We start from the raw sequence: 20,167 nt of genomic DNA, 5'->3' as shown, positions 1-20,167 counted from the left end.
TAACCCAGCGTACCTGATACGCTCAGTATCGTGAACAACGTACTGGAAGATCCTTCCGCGCCGTCCCCGGCCGCGGACGGCCGTGCCCTCCGCTGGGAGGCGCACCGGGCCGAGCGCCGTCGTACCCTCATCAAGACGGCCCGCCGGGCCGTGCATACCCTGGGCTGCGCGGCGTCGATGGAAGAGATTGCCGCCGCTTCCGGGACATCGAAGTCCGTGTTCTACCGCTACTTCGGGGACAAGGCCGGACTGCAGAAGGCAATGGGCGAAATGGCGGTGGCCCGGATGCAGGAAAAGATCCTGGATGCAGGCCGTACCGCCCCCTCCGCCAGGTCGGGCCTGCGCGCCATGGTCTCGGCCTACCTGCAGATGGCCGAAACCTCCCCCAACGTCTACCTGTTCGTGACCGGCCAGCTGGCCGACGGCGGGCCGGGACAGATCGACAGCACCCTCTCCTCCTTCTTCGAAACCATCACCGCAATGATGGACTCGGCCATGCGCCACTACCTGGCGGGCCGGGAGGTTCCGCCCGAGGCCAGCGCTACCGCGCAGTACTGGCCCACGGCGGCACTCGGGATGATCCGGGCAGCCGGTGAGCGCTGGATTGCCGCTCCCCCCGGCCCCGGGAAGCCGACCGAAGAACAAATGACCGACCAGCTGACCGCCTGGCTCTTTGACGGCATCGGCTACGACCGGGGGCATCCGCTCCCGACCCCTCCAGTTACTCCCTCCACCCACGAGAAGGAAACGCAATGACGCAAACACTTTCCCCCACCGAACGGCAGCTTCCGGCCAGCGCCACGATCAGCGACAACGATGCCGCCGTCGTGGACGTCGAGGCACTTGGCCGGGTCCTGCTCGGCAAATGGGCCGAGAAGCGGCTCGCAGCCCGCAAGATCGCCGGCATGGAAGCCATGCATACGCCCGCGGGGCTGACGTACACCGAGCACCGTGAGCGGGTCATGGACCAGCTGAAGATCCTGGTGGAGAGCAAGTCCGTCCACGGCGCATTCCCCAAGTACGTGGGCGGCGAAGACAGCCACGGCGCAAACGTCGCAGGCTTTACCGAACTCGTGGTGGCCGATCCGTCCCTGCAGATCAAGGCCGGCGTCCAGTGGGGTCTCTTCGGTTCCGCCGTGATGCACCTGGGCAACCGGGAGCACCACGAAAAGTGGCTGCCCGGCATCATGAGCCTGGAGATTCCGGGCTGCTTCGCGATGACGGAAACCGGCCACGGTTCCGACGTTGCCAGCATCGCCACCACCGCGGAGTACGACGCCGCCTCCGAAGAGTTCATCATCAACACCCCCTTCCGTGCCGCCTGGAAGGACTACATCGGCAACGGCGCCGTCAACGGCAAAGCCGCCGTCGTCTTCGCCCACCTCATCACCCAGGGCGTGGACCACGGAGTGCACGCGTTCTATGTGGAGCTTCGCGACGACAACGGGTTCCTGCCCGGAATCGGCGGCGAGGATGACGGCATCAAGGGCGGGCTGAACGGCATCGACAACGGCCGGCTGCACTTCTCCAATGTGCGCATCCCCCGCACCAACCTGCTGAACAAGTACGGCGACGTCGCCGCGGACGGCACCTACACTTCGGACATCAGCAGCCCCGGACGCCGCTTCTTCACCATGATCGGCACCCTGGTGCAGGGCCGCGTTTCGCTCGACGGTGCAGCCGTCAACGCGAGCAAGCTGGCGCTGAAGACGGCCATCCAGTACGGCACCGAGCGCCGCCAGTTCAACGGTGCTTCCGACATCAAGGAAGAGGTGCTGATGGACTACCAGCAGCACCAGCGCCGCCTGCTCCCCCTGCTGGCCACCACGTTCGCTGCCACGTTCGCCCACGAAGAGCTGCTGCATAAGTTCGACGACGTCTTCTCCGGTGCACATGACACGGACGCAGACCGCCAGGACCTGGAAACCCTTGCCGCGGGCCTGAAGTCCCTCTCCACCTGGCACGCCCTGGACACGCTGCAGGAATGCCGGGAAGCCACCGGCGGCGCCGGGTTCCTGGCCGAGAACCGGTTCACGTCCCTGCGCGCGGACCTGGATATCTATGCCACCTTCGAGGGCGACAACACGGTGCTGCTGCAGTTGGTTGCCAAGCGCCTGCTGGCCGATTACGCCAAGGAATTCGCCGGTGCGGACTTCGGCGTGCTTGCCCGCTACGTGGTGGGACAGGCCACGGACGTGACCCTGCACCGCACGGGCCTGCGCAGGATTGCCCAGTCCTTCCGTGACTCCGGCTCGGAGAAGAAATCCGCCATTGCGCTGCGCGATCCGCGCACCCAGCATGACCTGCTGGCAGACCGCGTGGGCACCATGGTGGCGGAGGTTGCCACCGCACTTAAGGAAGCCCGCGGGCTGCCGAAGGACAAGGGCGCGGCGGTGTTCAACGAGAACCAGCACGCCCTGATCGAAGCAGCGCGTGCGCACGCAGAACTGCTCCAGTGGGAGGCCTTCACCCGGGGGCTGGAACGGATCGAGGATGCCGGCACCCGGCAGGTCATGACCTGGGTCCGCGACCTGTTCGGGCTGCGCCTGATTGAAAAGAACGTGGGCTGGTACCTCATGAACGGGCGCCTGTCCGCACAGCGTGCCCGCACCCTGGGCCCGTACATCAACCGCCTGCTCGCCAAGATCCGCCCGCATGCCCTGGACCTGGTCGATTCGTTCGGTTACGGCCAGGAGCACCTGCGTGCTCGGATTGCTTCGGGCGCTGAGAAGGTCCGCCAGGACGAGGCCATGGAGTACCAGCGACTGCTGCGTGCCAGCGGCGCCGCGCCGGTGGACGAAAAGGTCCTGATTGCCCGCCGGAAGGCCGAGCAGAAGAAGTCCGGCCGGAAGTAGCCTCCCCGGGTCCCCGGGCAGGAGAAAGCCGAAAGGGCGCCGTCGCACACTGTGCGGTGGCGCCCTTTGGGCGTTCGGATCCCCCGCCCGGCCTAGGCCAGGACGGAGCGGTACACCGCGAGGGTCTCCTCCGCGATGGACTCCCAGGAGAACTGCTCGGTCGCCCGGATGCGGCCGGCCTCGCCCATCCGCCGAGCCAGCTCCGTATCCGTGACCACTTCGGTCAGCGCAGCAGCGAAGTCCCGCACGAATTTCTCCGGGTCCAGCGGCGTGCCGGTCCCGTCGGTGACCTGCTCGATGGGCACCAGCAGCCCGGTGACGCCGGTATCGACGACTTCGGGGATACCCCCGGTGGCGCTGGCGACGACGGCGGTCCCGCAGGCCATGGCCTCGAGGTTCACGATGCCCAGCGGCTCGTAGACCGACGGGCAGGCGAACACGGTGGCGATGGAGAGGACCTTGATCAGCTCGGCGCGCGGCAGCATGCGCTCAATCACCACGACGCCGGTGCGGGTGCGCCGCAGTTCCTCGATCAGCACGGCGGTTTCCGCAGCCAGTTCAGGCGTGTCGGCTGCGCCGAGGCACAGCACCAGCTGGACTTCCGGCGGCAGCAGTGCCGCCGCGCGCAGCAGGTAGGGCACACCCTTCTGGCGCGTGTTGCGGCCGACGAAGACCACGCTGGGACGGTCCGGATCAATGTCGAGGGCACGGACGCCGTCGGGGTCGATATCCGGCTGCCACTGCTGCACATCGATGCCGTTGTGGACTACCCGAACCCGGTCCGGGTCCACATCGGGGTAGCTGCGCAGGATGTCCTGGCGCATGCCCTCGGAGACGGCGATGATGGCGGCGGCTGCCTCGTAGGCGGTTTTCTCCACCCAGGAGGAGACGGCGTATCCCCCGCCGAGCTGCTCGGCCTTCCATGGCCGCAGCGGCTCCAGGCTATGGGCGCTGAGCACGTGCGGAACGCCGTGCAGCAGCGATCCCAGGTGGCCGGCCATATTGGCATACCAGGTATGTGAATGGACCAGGTCCGCTCCGGCCAGTCCGCCCAGGATTTCAAGGTCTGTCCCGAGGGTCTGCACGGCAGGATTCGCGGACTGGAGTTCCGCCGGCACCGCATAACTCTTTACTTTGGCTCCGTGGAAATCTTCGGGGCGCGGGGCCCCGAAACAATGCACATGGAGATCTACTTCTCCGGCCAGGACCCGGCTGAGCTCGGCAACGTGAACGCCTGCTCCTCCGTAGATTTCCGGCGGGAATTCCTTCGACACAATATCTACTCGCACTAAACCAACGTAGTGCACCGGGCAACCAGTGATCTAGTCTGAAGTCAGTAGACTTATTTTCGGAAGAGGTTCATGACAATGGCGCCAAAGAAGGTCCTGGCAGTAGTTCTCGCAGGCGGCGAGGGTAAACGGCTAATGCCGCTCACAGCAGATCGGGCTAAACCGGCGGTTCCCTTTGCCGGACGTTACCGCCTCATCGACTTCGCACTTTCAAACCTGGTGAACTCCGGGTACCTGCAGATCGTGGTCCTGACCCAGTACAAATCCCACAGCCTGGATCGGCATATTTCTGAAACCTGGCGGCTTTCCACCCAGCTGCAGAATTATGTAGCCTCCGTGCCCGCACAGCAGCGGGTGGGCAAGAGCTGGTTCCTGGGCAGCGCGAACGCCATCTACCAGTCCATGAACCTGATTGAGGATGCCCAGCCGGACATCGTCGTCGTTATCGGTGCGGACCACGTGTACCGCATGGACTTCTCCCAGATGGTCGAGGCGCACATTGCCTCCGGCGCGTCGGTCAGCGTTGCCGCCGTGCGGCAGCCGCTGCACCTGGCGGACCAGTTCGGCGTGATCGAAACCGATTCCGAGAATCCGGAGCGCATCGCTGCGTTCGTGGAAAAGCCGGAGACCACCCCCGGACTGCCCGATGATCCGGGCAGCTTCCTGGCCTCCATGGGCAACTACGTCTTCAACACCGATGCCCTGGTCTCGGCGCTGCAGTGGGACGAGGAGCGCCTGGTCACCAAGCACGACATGGGCGGGGACATCATTCCCTACTTCGTGGAACGGGGCGATGCTGCCGTTTACGACTTCACCCGGAACATCATTCCCGGTGCCACCGGCAGCGACCACCAGTACTGGCGTGACGTGGGCACCCTGGATTCCTACTACGACGCGAACATGGACCTGATTTCGCCGCTGCCGGCGTTCAACCTTTACAACCTGAAGTGGCCCATCTACACGCGGCAGAGCATCTCCCCGCCCGCCAAGTTCGTCCGCAGCGCCTCCGACCAGGCCGGAACCGCCGTCGACTCGATCGTGTCCGACGGCACCGTGATCTCCGGCGGCACAGTGACCGGGTCCGTGCTGGCGCAGGACGTCTACGTGGCCTCCAACGCCGAGGTGACCGACTCGGTGCTGATGGATAAGGTGCATGTGGGTGAGGGCGCGGTGGTCCGAAGGGCCATCATCGACAAGAACGTGCGCATCCCCGCCGGTGCCACCGTGGGCGTGGACCGGGAACTGGACCTCAGCCGCGGGTTCACCGTGACCGAGTCCGGCCTCACCGTGCTCAGCAAGGGACAGCGCGTCCCGGAGAACTAATCGGTCAGGGGCGGGGGCACCGGGTGTGAGATATCCCGGTGCCCCCGCCCCCGATACGGGTGCCTGCGGTCATGTCCGGTATCCTCGAAAAGGCGCACATGGTGCGCCTGCACTGTGGATCCTCCGGTGCCGATGAGCGTAAAGGCCCCCATGAGTACCCCTGAACTAAGCCCGGAAGAAATCCAGACAGCCCTGAAGGTCCTGGCTTCCATCCATGTCCTGGATGAAGAAAACCCCGACTACGTCGCGGTCCGGCGGGCCACCGCCAAGATGTTCAAATCCGTGAAGAAGCACCGGAAGAACGAAAAGCGCACCGCCGTGGCAGAGGCGGACCGCGCCGTCGTCGCCCTCACGGCCACCGGCGCCGCTGACCGGATTGATGATGAAACCCGCGGGGCGCAGCTCACCACCGCGGCGCACGGACCGTCCGCCGGCACGCTGCTCAAGCCGCGCAACTGCTACATCTGCAAGCAGCCCTACACCGTGGTGGATGCCTTCTACCACCAGCTCTGCCCCGAATGCGCGGGCTTCAGCCACACCAAGCGGGACGCCCGCACCGACCTGACCGGCAGGCGGGCACTGCTGACCGGCGGCCGCGCGAAGATCGGCATGTATATCGCCCTGCGGCTCCTGCGCGACGGTGCGCACACCACCATCACCACCCGCTTCCCGAAGGACGCTGCACGCCGTTTTGCCGCGATGGAAGACTCCGCGGACTGGCTGCACCGGCTGCGCATTGTCGGCATCGACCTGCGCGACCCGGCCCAGGTCATCTCGCTTGCCGAGTCCGTCGCGGAGGCCGGTCCCCTGGACATCCTGATCAACAATGCCGCCCAGACCGTCCGGCGGTCCTCCAACGCCTACCGCCCGCTGACCGACGCCGAACTGGCACCGCTGCCGGACGGTCCCATGCCCGAGCTGGTCACCTTCGGGCACACCTACGACGCGCATCCCACGGCGCTGGCCGGGTCAGTCGCCGCGCATCCGGTGCTGGCAGCCGACGCCGTCACTGCCCTGGCGCTCACCGCCGGCTCTTCGTCGCTGGCGCGGATGGAGGCCGGAACGGCAATCGACGCCGGCGGGCTGGTCCCGGACACGGCGCCGATCAACAGCTGGACGCAGGTGGTGGACCAGGTGGACCCGCTGGAGATGCTGGAGGTGCAGCTGTGCAACGTCACGGCGCCGTTCCTGCTCGTCAACCGGCTCCGCCCCGCGATGGCGGCGTCTCCGGCACGGCGGAAGTACATCGTGAACGTCTCAGCCATGGAAGGCCAGTTCTCCCGCCGGTACAAGGGACCCGGCCATCCGCACACCAACATGGCCAAGGCGTCGCTGAACATGCTCACGCGCACCAGTGCCGAGGAAATGCTGGAAACGGACGGGATCCTCATGACGGCCGTGGACACCGGCTGGATCACCGACGAGCGTCCCCACCCCACCAAGGTGCGCCTGGCGGAGGAAGGCTTCCACGCGCCGCTGGACCTGGTCGACGGCGCGGCCCGCGTCTACGACCCGATCGTGATGGGCGAAAACGGCGAAGACCAGTACGGGGTCTTCCTCAAGGACTACAAGCCCTCCCCCTGGTAGGCCTTCGGCACCGGCCCCGGCCGACGACGGCGGGCGGACAGCCGCTGCACCGCCTTGCCGATCTCGGAGACCACCAGGACGGTCGCCCCGACGGCGAAGCAGAGGAACCACTGCGCTGAGGTCAGCGGCACCGTGTCGAAGATGCCCGCGAAGATGCTCAGCTGCACCACCAGGATCTGCAGCACCACCACAGCGACGAGGGAAACCCAGATGGCGCGGTTGGTGAAGGTCCGCAGCGTGAAGACGCTGCCGGTTTCGGAGCGGACGTTCAATAGGTTGAACACCTGGTAGAACACGAAGGTGGTGAAGGCCATGGTCGTGGCGAAGTTGGTACTGCCGGCGCTTTCGGGGAACCACCGCGGAGCATTGACCAGGACGGCGCAGGTACCCACAGCCATCACGATGCCGAGCATTGTCAGCACGGCGATCCGCCGGCCCGTAAGCAGGGGCTCGGTGGCCGGCCGGGGCGGCTTTTTCATCACGTCCGGGTCGGTCCGGTCCACACCGAGGGCCAGGGCGGGCGGACCGTCCATGATGATGTTCACCCACAGGATCTGCAGTGCGGTGAAGGGTGCCCCGCCGGCGAAGCCGAAGGTTGCCGCCGCGAGGAAGATCAGCACGAAGCCCCAGGCGGTGGTCAGCTGGAACCGGACGAATTTCAGGATGTTGTCGTAGATGCCGCGGCCTTCTTCGACGGCCGCCACGATGGTGGCGAAGTTGTCGTCGGTGAGGATCATCTTGGCCGCACCCTTGGACACGTCGGTGCCGGTGATACCCATGGCAATCCCGATGTCGGCGCGTTTCAGCGCCGGAGCGTCATTCACGCCGTCGCCGGTCATGGCCACGATGTAGCCGTCCGCCTGGAGCGCCTCCACAATCCGGATCTTGTGTTCGGGGGAAACCCGGGCCAGCACCCCCAGCTGCGGCGCCTGCCGCCGCAGCTCTGCATCATCCATGGCGTCAAGCGCCGTGCCCGCAGCGGCCCTGCCCTCGATCCCGAGGTCCCTGGCAATCGCCGAAGCCGTGACCAGATGGTCCCCGGTGATCATGTGCACGTCGATCCCGGCGGCCCGCGCCCGGGCAATGGCTTCGGCTGCCTCCTGCCGCGGCGGATCCAGGATCCCGACGACGGCGTACAGCACCAGGTTGGCGGCCTCGGCAAACAGCGCATCCGGGCTGGACGGCAGCGGTGCATCCAGTACCCGCCCGGCTACCGCCATGGTCCGCAGGCCGGCGTTGGCCAGGGACTCCACGTCGCGGGAGATGCGCGCGCGTTCCTCGGGGTCCAGCGGGACCAGGCCGTCCGGGGTCTGCAGGAACGCTGTCCGGTCCAGGACCACGCCGGGCGCCCCCTTGACGTTGCAGTGCACGGCGGCCGCGGCGTCGTCGGAGCGGTTGAACGTGGCCATGAACTTGTAGTCGGAGTCGAACGGAACTTCGGCGATGCGCCGGTGGGTGGCACGGGCGCCGGCGACGTCGATCCCGCCCTTTTCCGCCAGGACCACGAGGGAGCCCTCGGTCGGGTCTCCGGTCAGCCTGCCGTCCTCGACCGAGGCGTCATTGCACAGCGCCATGGCCATAAAAGCCTCCGGCGGCAAGGGGGCGGACTGCCCGTCGGGGCTGAGGATCTTTCCGTCCGTGGAATAGCCGTTTCCGGTCACCCGGAACCGGCGGCCCTCGGGCGAATACAACCGCCGCACCGTCATTTCGTTGAGGGTGAGCGTGCCGGTCTTGTCCGTGCAGATCTGCGACGTGCTGCCGAGGGTCTCCACGGCTGCCAGCTGCTTGATGATCGCCCCGCGTGCGGCAAGCCGGGAGGCACCCATGGCGAGGGTGAAGGCCACGACGGCGGTCAGCCCCTCGGGAATGGTGGCCACGGCCAGTGAAACGGCGGTCAGGAACAGGTCTTCCCAGCTGTCCCCGCGCAGCAGCCCCAGCACGAACACGAGGGCGACGACGGCGAAGGCGATGTAGGTCAGGACCCGTGCCAGCTGGTCGATGCTGCGCTGCAGGGTGGTCTTTTCCTCCGCGGTACTGCCCAGCAAATGCGCGATGGTGCCGATCTGGGTTTCCATGCCCGTACCCGTAACCAGCAGCACGCCGCGCCCTCGGGTCACATCGGTGTCCATAAACAGCAGGTTGGTGCGGTCCGCGACCGGCAGCTGCGGATCCGACAGCGGGGCGACCATCTTGTTGGTGGGCTTGGACTCGCCGGTGAGGGCCGCCTCGGCCACCTGCAGGCGCACGGCCTCCAGCAGCCGTCCGTCCGCGGGCACGCTGTCCCCCGCCTCAAGGAGCACGACGTCGCCGGGCACCAGCTCCGTCCGTTCCGCCGTTACCGCGTTGCCGGACCGCAGCACCCGGCAGCTGTCGACCGACGCGTTGCGCAGGGCTTCCAGGCTGTTCTCGGCCCGTTGCTCCTGCACGTAGTTCAGGGTGGTGTTGAGGATGATGACCAGCAGGATCACCACCGGGGTTTCCCACTCGCGGGAGACCACGGCACTGACAACCGCGGCGATGATCAGGACGATGGTCAACCGGTCCGAGAGCAGGGCCAGGACCTTCCGCCACACCGGTACTTTTTTGCCCTCGGCGAGCTGGTTCGGCCCGTAACGGGCCAGCCGGTCCCGGACTTCGCCGGCGTCGAGCCCGGTCTCCGGGTCGGTTCCCAGCGCCGCTGCCACCTCTTCTGCGGGGAACAACCACGGGGATTGGATCTGCTGCTGCATGGAAACGCCTTGGACGCTTCCACTGTTGCCTTGCGAACTCATGGGCGCTTCCCGGTTCCTTGAGGATGGTGCCCCAATGGTAGCAACGCAGGCCTTGGCAGCAGTATGCCAACGGCGGGCGGCCCGGGCCGGGAAGGCGGAAAGCCGGAGCGCTTTGGATAACGGCAGCGTCTGCGGCAGGGTGTAAACGTGCCAGATTCCTCCGCAGCCTCCTCCGCAGCCTCCACCGCCGCATCCTCCCCTGTGCCGCCCTCCCGGCGTGCCCGCCTGCAACGCACCGTCCCCGGGCTGCTGACCGCTGCGGCCGCCGTCGCCGCGTCCTTCCTGGTGCATCTGCTCCTGCCCGCGGTACCTGTCCTGACGGCCGCAGTCGTACTGGGCCTGCTGGCGGCGAACCTCCCCGGTACCGCCGCCCGGGCCGTCGGTTCCTGGAAGCCCGGACTGGCCCTGGCCGCGCGGAAATTCCTGCGCCTCGGAATCGTGCTGCTGGGGCTGAAGGTCTCGCTGGTCGATATCGCGGGACTGGGCTGGACAGCACTGCTGCTGATCGTGGCGCTGGTGCTGGCGGCGTTCGCGGGGACGTACGTCATCTGCCGGTTGTTCCGCCTTCCGGGTGATGAACCGGTGCTGATCGCCGCAGGGTTCTCCATCTGCGGTGTTTCCGCCATCGGGGCAATGGCCGCAGTCCGCAGGACCCGCACCGAAGAAACGGTGGTACCGGTCGCCCTGGTAACCCTCTGCGGCACGCTGGCCATTGCAGCGCTGCCGCTTGCCGGCAGGGTGTTGCACCTGCCGCCGGAAGTTTTCGGCTCCTGGGCCGGGGCGTCCGTGCACGACGTCGGACAGGTAGTCGCCACGGCGCAGACCGCAGGAACCGCGGCGCTGGCGGCCGCCGTCGTCGTGAAGCTGGCGCGGGTGGTGCTGCTGGCCCCGATGACCGCAGCCGCCGGGCTGCTGGCCCGCCGCGCAGAGTCGCAGCTTCCGGTGCAGGGCAAGCGCCCACCGCTGGTCCCCTTGTTTGTCCTGGGGTTCCTCGCGCTGATCCTGGTCCGCACCTGGGGCGTGCTGCCCGGGGCGGCGCTGGAAGCCGCCGCCGTCCTGCAGGAACTGCTGTTTGCCGCGGCGTTGTTTGCACTGGGGGCCGGTGTCCGGGTGAAGGCGCTGTTCGCCTCCGGTTTCCGTGCGGCGGCAGCGGCGTTGACCTCGTGGGCCCTGATATCCGGGCTGGGCCTAGCCGTGGCGGTGCTGCTGGCCGGATAGTGGGACCGGGGTTCCGCCAGGGCAGAACCAGTCCCGCCACCCAACTCCCCCGCCAGCCAACTAGGACTCGTGAGCCATGTCCGGAGAAGGCGTTGCGCAACACACCGTCGGCGGCGTCCAACGGCGTCATGCCGCGTCGTCGCGATCCCGCCCGCGGCCCGCGGACTTACCGGCTGCTGCCGGCCTGGTGCTCTGTGCGTTGATCCTGTGGGCCCTGCTGACCAACGTGGTTGACCCGCACTACGGCATTTCGCGGTACCGCACCGGATGGGCCCTTCTGGCCGCGGCGTCCGTGCCGGTGCTGATGGCGGGGCTGTATTGGCTGCTGCAAAAAGCGGCGCCGCTGGCTGAGCGGCACCGCACCTGGACGTACCTGCCGTGGGCAGCGGTGTGGGTCCTGCTGCTGATCCTGCAGCTGCGGGTGGCCTACGCCGTTCGGCTTCCCCCGGACTGGGACGCGCATGCAATCGCCGATGCCGCCGCCGGACTGGCAGGCAAAACCGCTGACTCCGTCACCCCCTATTTCGAGACCAACCCGAACAACCTGCTCCTGGTGCTGCTGGTGGCGGCGTACTACGAGTTCGCGCTCTCGCTCGGCTACCAGGACCTGGGAATGATCACGGCGTTCCTCAACGGGCTGGTGCTCTTCGCCGGGACGGTGCTGACCTATTGCGCGGTACGCATGCTGGGCGGCCGGACAGCCGCCGCCGTTTCGCTGGTGCCGACAACTGTCTTCCTGGTTCTCTCACCGTGGGCGGGAGTGCTCTACTCGGACACGGCGGGCGTGCTGTTCACCGTCCTGATCCTCTGCCTGCTGCTTGCTTCCCGCCGTTCGGCCCGGCTTGCCGTCCGCGTGCCGCTGTGGATCCTTGCGGGCGCGGTGGCCGCAGTGGGCTACGGAATCAAACCCACCGTGCTGATCTGCGTGGTGGCTGCCGGCATCACGGCGGTATGCCTGCTCGCATCCCGGAAGACCCCCGGAGTCCTGATTCTGGCGGTTGTGGTTGTTGGGGGGAGCTTCTTCACCGGTAACCGGCTGATCGCGGCCTTCGAAGAACAAACCCCGGTCATTGCGTTCGATATCGAGGACAATCCCCGCGCGATGAACCCGGGCCATTTCCTGAAGGTCGGAGCAGGCACTACGCAGGGACCCCACGGCCCCTACTACGGCACGTACAACGAGGATGATTACCAGAGCACGGTTGCCCTCACCGGCGAAGAGGAGAAATTCCGGCAAGGGGTGCAAACGTACGCGGAGCGGGTGTCCAGCATGGGACCGGGCGGCTACGTTGTCTTCCTTCACCACAAGCTGGCGTGGTTCACCGGAGACGGTTCCTTCTTCTCCTGGGGCGAAGGAGTGCTGACCGGGGAAGATTTCCTTTCGTCCCGCCCGGCAGACCAAGGCATCCAGGACCTGTTCGGCAATACCCGTCCGAACTTCCACTGGCTGCTCTCCCTCTGGCAGGGAACCTGGTTCGCGGTCCTTGCCCTCGTGGCCGTGCCGTTGTTCCTGCGGACGCCCCGCCTCCTGCGCCCGGAGCTTTCGGCAATGCGGATTGCACTGCTCGGATTGCTCCTGTTCCTTTTGCTCTTCGAGGCCCGCGCGCGGTTCCTCTATCTCTACGCGCCGTATTTCATAGTGCTGGCCTCGTTGTCCTTCACTGCAGTGATGGAACTGCTGCAGGCAGCAGCGGTTCGGAGCCGCGTGCGGAGCCGGCCACGTCATGCGGCACCGCCGGGGCCTGCAGAAGTGATTGAATGAACAAGTGCCTAACCAGAACCTGAGCCGTGACGAAGCCGCTCTGCGGTCCCGCCTGCTGTCCGTGACCTCCTACGACGTCCAGCTGGACCTGGGCAATGCCCGGGACCAGGACGCCGCAGGCTTCGGGTCGCGAAGCACCATAACCTTCGGCTGTTCAGAGCCCGGTGCCGGGACGTTCCTGGACTTCATCCACGGCGGCGTATCCTCGGTGGTCCTGAACGGCGTCGAGCTGGACCCGGCGGACGTTGTGGACGAATCCCGGATCCACCTGCCCGGCCTGCAGGAGCAAAACACCGTCACCGTGGACGGCACGGCGCTCTACAGCCGCAGCGGCGAGGGCCTGCACCGCTTCCGCGACCCGGCGGACGGGCAGACCTACCTCTACACGCAGTACGAGCCCGCCGACGCGCGGCGCGTGTTTGCCGACTTTGAGCAGCCGGACCTGAAGGCATCCTTCAGTTTCACCGTAACGGCACCGACCGGCTGGGAAGTGGCCTCCAACGGCGTCGAAACGCAGCGGACACCGCTGGGTGACGGCACCTTGAGCCGGTGGGAGTTCGCCCCCACCCAGCGCATCTCCACCTACATCACCACAGTCCTCGCCGGGCCGTACCACCGCGCCGATGACGAGTGGTCCGTCCGGCTCGACGACGGCACCGATCTGCGCGTTCCGCTGGCTGCGTACTGCCGTTCCTCCCTGGCCGGGTATTTCGACCCGGAGAACATCTTCGCGGTCACTAAGCGGGGACTGGACTACTTCCACCGCCTCTTTGCCTTCCCGTATCCCTTCGGGAAATACGATTCCGCCTTTGTTCCCGAGTACAACCTCGGCGCCATGGAGAATCCCGGCCTGGTGACCTTCACGGAGGCCTATGTGTTCCGGTCCCGGGCTACGGAGGCGCAGTACGAGGCGCGGGCAAACACCATCCTGCATGAGATGGCGCATATGTGGTTCGGCGACTTGGTGACCATGAAATGGTGGGACGACCTGTGGCTCAAGGAGTCCTTCGCGGACTACATGGGCGCCCTGGCCGTGGACCGCGCCACCGACTTCACCAACTCGTGGGTCAGCTTCGCGAACCGGCGCAAGGCGTGGGCCTACGTCCAGGACCAGCTGCCCACCACGCACCCCATCGTGGCGGACATTCCCGATCTGGAGGCAGCGAAGCAGAACTTCGACGGCATCACGTATGCCAAGGGTGCCTCGGTGCTCAAGCAGCTGGTGGCCTACGTCGGGTTCGATACCTTTATCGAAGCCGCCCGCGGGTACTTCCGGGCCCACGCCTTCGGCAACACCACACTCGCGGATCTCCTCGGCGCCCTGGAAGCGGCGTCCGGCAGGGATATGGCGCTGTGGTCCAGCCGGTGGCTCCAGACCGCAGGTGTTCCGGTCCTGGTTCCGGAGACCGAAACCGACGACGCCGGTGCCTACACGTCCGTGGTGATCCGGCAGAATGCTCCGGATCCGGTCAGCGGCGAACAGGTCCCCCGGCCGCACCGGCTCCGCGTCGGCCTGTACGATTTCGACGCCGCCGGCGCGCTGGTCCGCACCGACAGCGTGGAACTGGACGTCGCCGGTGCACGGACGGAGGTACCCGAACTGCTCGGCAGGCAGCGTCCGGCGCTTCTGCTGCTCAATGACGAGGACCTTACCTACGCCAAGATCCGCTTCGACGACGCGTCGCTGGGCACCCTGCTGGAGTCCCTGCACCGGCTCAGCGATCCCCTGGCCCGGGCCATCACGCTCTCAGCTCTGTGGAACAGCGTCCGTGACGGTGTCCTCAGTGCCAAGGACTACGTACGGCTGGTCCAGCGGGTGGCGCCGCAGGAAAGCGGTGCCGGCGTCCTGCAGGTACTGCTGGACAACGCCCTCAGTGCCATCGAGTACTACGCACCGACGTCGCGGCGGGACGGATTGCGTGAGGAGTTCTACGCGCATATTGCCGAGCAGTTGACGTCGGCGGCACCTGGCAGCGACCGGCAGATCATCTGGGCCCGGGCCGCCGCCGGCGCCGGACGGCGCAGCAGCACCTACAACCAGCTCCTGCGCGGACTGCTGGACGGCAGCGCCGGCATCGAAGGCCTGGCAGTGGATTCCGATCTTCGCTGGCGCCTCTGGGTTGCACTTGCGGCCACAGATTCCGCGAGCCGCGCGGAACTGGATGCGGAGCTGGAACGGGATACCACGGCGTCGGGCCGGGTGGGCCACACCACCGCTGCGGCTGCCTTCCCGGATCCGGAGGTAAAGGCCGCGGCATGGCAGGCGGCAGTGCACTCCGACACTCTCTCCAATGAACTGCTCTCGGCCACGATCACCGGGTTCGGCCTGGGCAGCCACGAGCTGCTCGACGGATACATAGAGAACTATTTCGCCTCCCTTACCGGGGTCTGGTCCGCGCGCAGCATCGAGCTGGCTTCACGCGTGGTCGGCGGGCTCTACCCGGGGCACCAGGACGCAGCAGCGGGCATGGTGCCGGCCGACCATCCGGTGGTGCAGAAATCGGTCGAATGGCTGGAGCTCCATCCCCACGCGCCGGGCGCGCTGCGCAGGATCATTATCGAGCAGCAGGACCAGCTGCTTCGGTCCCTGCGCGTCCAGGCGGCCGGACTGTAGTCCCGGGTCAGGCCAGCTGCGGCTTGGCGACGGTGAGGAGGATGGCCGAGTCCTCCAGGGCCTCGACGGAGTGCCGTGCCTGCGGAACAATCAGCAGGTCTCCCGCGGAGCCGTCCCAGCTGTTTCCCTCGGCAGCGAGGGCAACCCGGCCCTTGAGGACGTAGACCGTAGCCTCGCCCGGATTCTCATGCTCGTCCATAACAAACCCGGCCCGGAGGGCGATCACGGTCTGCCGCAGCACGTGCTCGTGTCCGCCGTAGACGGTGGAGGCGCTGCGTCCGCTGGCCGCCTGCCGTGCGGATTCCATGTGTTGGCGGGCGAGGGCGGTCAGCGACTTTTTCTCCATCTCCGCAGTCTAGGCCTACGGACCGCCGCCGGGGTAGTTCGACGGCCCGCAGGCCCGCGGGTTAGGGAACGCGGCTCAGCCACTCCGGGGTGTCGAACTTTTCGGCGACCTTCTGCTCCGCGAGGGCAAGCTCCTCGTCGGAGATCGATGCCTCCACGGCGCCGTAACGCGCGGCGAAGGTGTCCATCATGGTTGCAATGATGTCTTCGCGGGAAAGCCCGGTCTGCCGCTTAAGCGGGTCCACGCGCTTTTTGGCGCTGGTAGTGCCCTTGTCGGAGAGCTTTTCCTTGCCGATGCGCAGCACCTCCACCATCTTGTCCGCGTCGATGTTGTAGGACATGGTGACGTGGTGCAGCATTCCGCCGCTGCTGAAGCGCTTCTGCGCGGCACCGCCGATCTTGCCCTGGTCGGTGGCAATGTCGTTCAGCGGAACGTACCAGGCGGAGATTCCGAGCTTCTTCAGGGATTCCATCACCCAGCCGTCCAGGAAGGGGTAGGAATCCGCGAAGCTGAGTCCGTCCACCAGGGACTGGGGAACGTAGAGGGAGTAGGTGATGGCGTTGCCGTGCTCCATGAACATGGCACCCCCGCCGGTGATGCGCCGGACAACGGTGACGCCGTGCCGGTCCGCACCTTCCGGATCCACCTCGTTCTTCAGGGACTGGAAGCTGCCGATCACCACTGAGGGCGACTCCCATTCCCAGAACCGGAGCGTGGGGTTGCGCTTGCCGGCACCCACTTCCTCCGCCAGGACCTCGTCCATGGCTACATGCATGTGGGTGGACAGCGGGGTGGGCGGGATGATCTCCCACTGGTGGTCGCCCCAGCCGGTGGCCTTGCCCAGGGCGCGGCGCACGGTGGTGGCCACGGCTTCGGGCGAGAAGCCGAAGAGGACCGCATCCGGGGACAACCGGGAGCGGACGGCTACGGCAATATCACCGAATGTCGTCTCGGCAGGCAGCCCTTCGAGGGCGGCATTGATATCCCCGAGTGCTTCATCAGGTTCCAGGAAGAAGTCGCCGCCAAGGGACACATCGGCCAGCCTGCCGTCACGGACTTCCAGATCCACTACAACAAGTTTTCCGCCGGGCACTTTGTATTCCCCGTGCCGGCGCCCCTTGTTATCCGTGCTTGCCATCAAGACTCCTTAGCTCCGAACCGCTCTGCCGGGACCGCACGGCCCCCTGTTACAGGGAAAGGCCCGCCGGGCTGATGCCGGCGGACCTTTCTCTAAGTACTGCTGTATTTCCGTTACTGGCTACTTCTTTGCGCCGAAGCCCTTGAAGCGGGCGTTGAAGCGCTCCACGCGGCCGGCGGAGTCCATGATGCGCTGCTTGCCCGTGTAGAACGGGTGCGATGCAGAGGAGATTTCCACCTCGATGAGCGGGTAGGTGTTTCCGTCTTCCCACTCGATCGTCTTGGAGGAGGTGGCGGTGGAGGCCGTCAGGAAAGCGGTGTCGGACGCGAGGTCACGGAAGACAACCGGAGCATACTTGGGGTGGATATCAGACTTCACAGTTTTACCTTCTTTTGGTGCCTGGATTTTGCCAGGCACAGTGTGGTTGAAAGCTTTAACGGCCGTACATTCGGCCAGCAACCCATACTAGCGCATTTCGCGGGCCGGCAGGAAACCCTTCGACCCTCGGTTCAGGAGAGCGGGCGGGTGCCCCACTGGGCGTTGACCGCGGTGATCGTCGAGGTGATGCCCTGGTTCAGTCCGGTGATCTCAATCTTCAGGGGCCGGTAAAAATCATCCAGGCAGAGTGAAAACGATCCGGCCGGAAGCACCGCGGATGAGCCGTCCGGAGGTCCGGTTTCGTTTCCTCGCTGCTGCGCATCCCCGGTGTCTAAATCCCCTGTGTCGAAGCTGCCGCTGATCTGCGTGCAGGGCTCCCCGTCGAGCATTGCCCCGTACCGGACGGCGACCTCTTCCGCCGGCGCCAGCAGTGCGGCTACTTTCTCCGGCCGGACGGTCAACTCGGCGGCGTCGGCAAGGATCGCCGCATAGGCCTCTTCAGCCGTGCCGTCCCGGTCCGCGGAGATGTCCTGGTTCTCCTTGTGCAATACCCGCTGCCCCTCGCGGATGGTGATGGAGAGGTCCGTATCCGTGTCCTGCAGGGTCATGGCAAAGTCAGGCCCGCTGGCGAACCGGACACTGTATGTGCCCGCCGGGAGCCAGCTGGTGTCGGTCCGAAGGGTCTGGACGCCGCCTCCGCCCGCGGCCATGGCGGCAGAGACGCAGGCCCCGGCTTCCGCGCCGGACGCCGGCTCCGGATCCCGGCGGAGGAGCCACTGGCAGGCATCCTGGACCGGCTGCGGCATGCCTGCCTGGCTGCCGGTGACACCCACCCGCGTCGGCGGAGCGGTGGTTGCGGGAACGGGCGCCGGCGGCTGGGTGGGATGGGCGGTGCGGGACGGCTCGGCAGCACCACGTCCGGTGGCCGACGGTGCCGCCGAAGCCGATGCGTCCCGTTCCTGCAGCTGTCCAGCTGTGGGGCCGCAGGCCGAAACGGTCAGCAGTAATCCGGCGCACAGCGCCAGGACCTTGCCTGGCCGGGTGCTTGCACGGGATTCCATGGCAGCTCCGCTGTTGTCCTCGAAGGGTGGATGACTGCGCACAGTCTGGCACCTGAGGGGCTGCAGGGTAAGGGCAGCAGGCCGCCCGGCGGCCTTAGGGCCGACACTCCCAGAAGGCGACGGCGCTGGCGGCGGCCACATTCAACGAATCGACGCCCCCGCTCATCGGGATGCGCACGGCCAGGTCGACGCCGGCGAGGGTCGTTTCGGCCAGTCCGTCGCCTTCCGTGCCAAGGACCAGGGCCAGGCGCTCGTCGCGGCGGGCGCTCAGTTCATCCAGGGTCAGGGAATCCTCCCGCAATGCCAGGGCAGCAGTCACAAAGCCGGCTTCGCGGAGCTGTTCGAGTTGACCGGGCCAGTCAGTCAGCCGCACCCACGGAACCTGGAAGACGGCACCCATGCTTACGCGGATGGCCCGGCGGTACAGCGGGTCGGCGCAACGGGGCGTCACCAGCACGGCGTCCACCTGCAGGGCGGCTGCGGATCGGAAGATCGCACCGATGTTGGTGTGGTCGACAATGTCTTCCAGCACCGCAATCCTGCGGGCCGTACCCAGCAGGCCGGGCAGGTCCAGGGGCGCCGGGCGTTCCATGGCCGCGAGGGCACCGCGGTGCAGGTGGAACCCGGTGATCTGTTCCAGGACCTCGGGCGTACCTACGTAGGCGGGCACATCCGGAAACCGGGCCAGGATGTCCGCCAGGTCCGGAAGCCATTTCTCGGCCAGGAAAAAGGACCGCGGGCGGTGTCCGGCGTCGACCGCACGGCGCAGGACCTTGGAGGATTCGGCGATGTACATGCCTTCCTCCGGTTCCCGCCGCTTCCGGAGGGAGGTGTCCGTGAGGGAGGTGTAGTCGTAGACGCGGGGATCGTCGGCGGACAGCAAATACTGGAGGTTCACCCGGAAACTGCTCCTAGCCGCGCCGGGCAGTGGCCGAGTAGCGGCCGCCTTCGCGGCGCAGATCCAGCGGCAGGTCAAAGGCGGTGCTCAGGTGTTCCTCGGTGAACACCTCGTCGATGGGACCGGACGCCACCACGCCGCCTTCGCGGAGCAGCAGGGCGTGGGTGAAGCCGGTCGGGACCTCTTCCAGGTGATGGGTGACCAGCACCATGGCGGGTGCTTCCTCGTCCCGGGCCAGTTCGCCGAGCCGGAACAGCAGGTCCTCGCGGCCGGCGAGGTCCAGGCCGGCGGCCGGCTCGTCCAGCAGCAGCAGTTCCGGATCCGTCATCAGGGCGCGGGCAATCTGAACGCGCTTGCGCTCCCCTTCGCTGAGGGAGGAGAAGCGGCGGTTCATGAAGGTGGACATGCCCCACTCGTGCAGGAGGCGGAAGGCGCGCCGTTCGTCGAGCTTTTCGTACTTCTCGCGCCAGCGCCCGGTCATCCCGTAGGACGCGGTGAGCACCACGTTGAGGACTGTTTCGTCTTCGGGGATCTGCCCGGCCAATGCCGCGGAGGCGAGGCCGATACGCGGGCGGAGTTCAAAGACGTCCACCGCGCCGAGGACTTCCTCGAGGATTCCCGCTACGCCGCGGGTTGGGTGCATCCGACCGCTGGCAATCTGCAGCAGCGTGGTCTTTCCGGCACCGTTGGGGCCCATGATGACCCAGCGTTCCCCCTCCTTGACCTGCCAGTTGACGCCGTCCAACAGGTTTTTGCCGCTGCGGACAACGCTTACGCCGGCAAATTCAAGAACATCACTCATAGCACTAGACATTAGGCTAAAGAAAGGGGCATTGGCGAAACGATGCGCGCCGGCGGCCATGCAGACGCGGCCGGGATCCCCGTAGCAAACACGTACCCACCCGTTGGACCGATCAGAACGGAAAC

General features: G+C 66.6%; 15 protein-coding genes. 7 read left to right on the top strand and 8 right to left on the bottom strand.

Annotated elements, in window-relative coordinates; translation table 11 throughout:
* Window positions 1-30 precede the first annotated feature (30 nt).
* Both N2L00_RS08395 and N2L00_RS08390 read left to right on the top strand, forming a co-directional pair.
* Window positions 31-756 carry a TetR/AcrR family transcriptional regulator gene (locus N2L00_RS08395; protein WP_308219732.1) on the top strand — a complete coding sequence of 242 codons (726 nt, stop codon included), beginning with the start codon at window positions 31-33 and terminating at the stop codon, window positions 754-756.
* Window positions 753-2,855: an acyl-CoA dehydrogenase gene (locus tag N2L00_RS08390; RefSeq protein ID WP_255766220.1), complete on the top strand. Its 2,103-nt coding sequence runs from the start codon at window positions 753-755 to the stop codon at window positions 2,853-2,855. Before N2L00_RS08395 ends, N2L00_RS08390 begins: the two co-directional genes overlap by 4 nt.
* Before the next feature lie 92 nt (window positions 2,856-2,947).
* Here the strand turns inward: N2L00_RS08390 and glgA are convergent, their stop codons facing one another.
* Window positions 2,948-4,144 carry a glycogen synthase gene (glgA, locus tag N2L00_RS08385; protein ID WP_255863004.1) on the bottom strand — a complete coding sequence of 399 codons (1,197 nt, stop codon included), beginning with the start codon at window positions 4,142-4,144 and terminating at the stop codon, window positions 2,948-2,950.
* Between the two features lie 72 nt (window positions 4,145-4,216).
* Between glgA and glgC the strand changes: the two genes are divergently transcribed.
* Window positions 4,217-5,467, top strand: a complete 1,251-nt coding sequence (glgC, locus tag N2L00_RS08380) for a glucose-1-phosphate adenylyltransferase (protein ID WP_308219733.1) — start codon at window positions 4,217-4,219, stop codon at window positions 5,465-5,467.
* A 150-nt stretch (window positions 5,468-5,617) separates the two neighbouring features.
* A complete protein-coding gene (locus tag N2L00_RS08375; protein WP_255863005.1) occupies window positions 5,618-7,054 on the top strand; it encodes an SDR family oxidoreductase in 1,437 nt (478 codons plus the stop codon).
* Here the strand turns inward: N2L00_RS08375 and N2L00_RS08370 are convergent.
* Window positions 7,033-9,783 carry a cation-translocating P-type ATPase gene (locus N2L00_RS08370; RefSeq protein ID WP_260554228.1) on the bottom strand — a complete coding sequence of 917 codons (2,751 nt, stop codon included), beginning with the start codon at window positions 9,781-9,783 and terminating at the stop codon, window positions 7,033-7,035. The genes N2L00_RS08375 and N2L00_RS08370 overlap by 22 nt on opposite strands.
* A gap of 243 nt (window positions 9,784-10,026) precedes the next feature.
* Here N2L00_RS08370 and N2L00_RS08365 point away from each other — a divergent pair, with 243 nt between their 5' ends.
* The 3 genes from N2L00_RS08365 (at window position 10,027) to pepN (ending at window position 15,419) form a co-directional block, all read left to right on the top strand.
* Window positions 10,027-11,043, top strand: a complete 1,017-nt coding sequence (locus N2L00_RS08365) for a YeiH family protein (RefSeq protein WP_255863306.1) — start codon at window positions 10,027-10,029, stop codon at window positions 11,041-11,043.
* Window positions 11,044-11,119: 76 nt separating this feature from the next.
* Window positions 11,120-12,805, top strand: coding sequence for a hypothetical protein (locus N2L00_RS08360; RefSeq protein WP_255863007.1), 1,686 nt, complete (start codon window positions 11,120-11,122; stop codon window positions 12,803-12,805).
* Between the two features lie 4 nt (window positions 12,806-12,809).
* On the top strand, window positions 12,810-15,419 hold the full coding sequence (pepN, locus tag N2L00_RS08355; RefSeq protein ID WP_255863008.1) for an aminopeptidase N: 2,610 nt from the start codon (window positions 12,810-12,812) through the stop codon (window positions 15,417-15,419).
* Window positions 15,420-15,426: 7 nt separating this feature from the next.
* Here pepN and N2L00_RS08350 read toward each other — a convergent pair whose 3' ends face one another.
* From N2L00_RS08350 to N2L00_RS08325, 6 genes are all read right to left on the bottom strand, one after another.
* On the bottom strand, window positions 15,427-15,765 hold the full coding sequence (locus tag N2L00_RS08350) for a cupin domain-containing protein (RefSeq protein ID WP_255863009.1): 339 nt from the start codon (window positions 15,763-15,765) through the stop codon (window positions 15,427-15,429).
* Window positions 15,766-15,826: 61 nt separating this feature from the next.
* Window positions 15,827-16,903: a biotin/lipoate A/B protein ligase family protein gene (locus tag N2L00_RS08345; protein ID WP_255863010.1), complete on the bottom strand. Its 1,077-nt coding sequence runs from the start codon at window positions 16,901-16,903 to the stop codon at window positions 15,827-15,829.
* Between the two features lie 120 nt (window positions 16,904-17,023).
* Entirely contained in the window at window positions 17,024-17,281 is a 258-nt protein-coding gene (locus tag N2L00_RS08340; RefSeq protein ID WP_146361982.1) for a type B 50S ribosomal protein L31, read from the bottom strand.
* Window positions 17,282-17,412: 131 nt separating this feature from the next.
* Complete coding sequence (locus tag N2L00_RS08335; RefSeq protein ID WP_255863011.1) at window positions 17,413-18,384, bottom strand: hypothetical protein; 972 nt, start codon at window positions 18,382-18,384, stop codon at window positions 17,413-17,415.
* Between the two features lie 52 nt (window positions 18,385-18,436).
* A complete protein-coding gene (locus N2L00_RS08330) occupies window positions 18,437-19,240 on the bottom strand; it encodes an RNA methyltransferase (protein WP_255863012.1) in 804 nt (267 codons plus the stop codon).
* A 13-nt stretch (window positions 19,241-19,253) separates the two neighbouring features.
* Window positions 19,254-20,042, bottom strand: a complete 789-nt coding sequence (locus N2L00_RS08325; RefSeq protein ID WP_255766208.1) for an ABC transporter ATP-binding protein — start codon at window positions 20,040-20,042, stop codon at window positions 19,254-19,256.
* Between the last annotated feature and the right edge of the window lie 125 nt (window positions 20,043-20,167).

This window comes from Arthrobacter sp. zg-Y1171, assembly GCF_025244845.1.
Classification (GTDB): domain Bacteria; phylum Actinomycetota; class Actinomycetes; order Actinomycetales; family Micrococcaceae; genus Arthrobacter_B.
The sequence above is the reverse complement of the archived record's forward strand: the minus strand, read 5'-3'. Positions and strand labels throughout refer to the sequence as shown.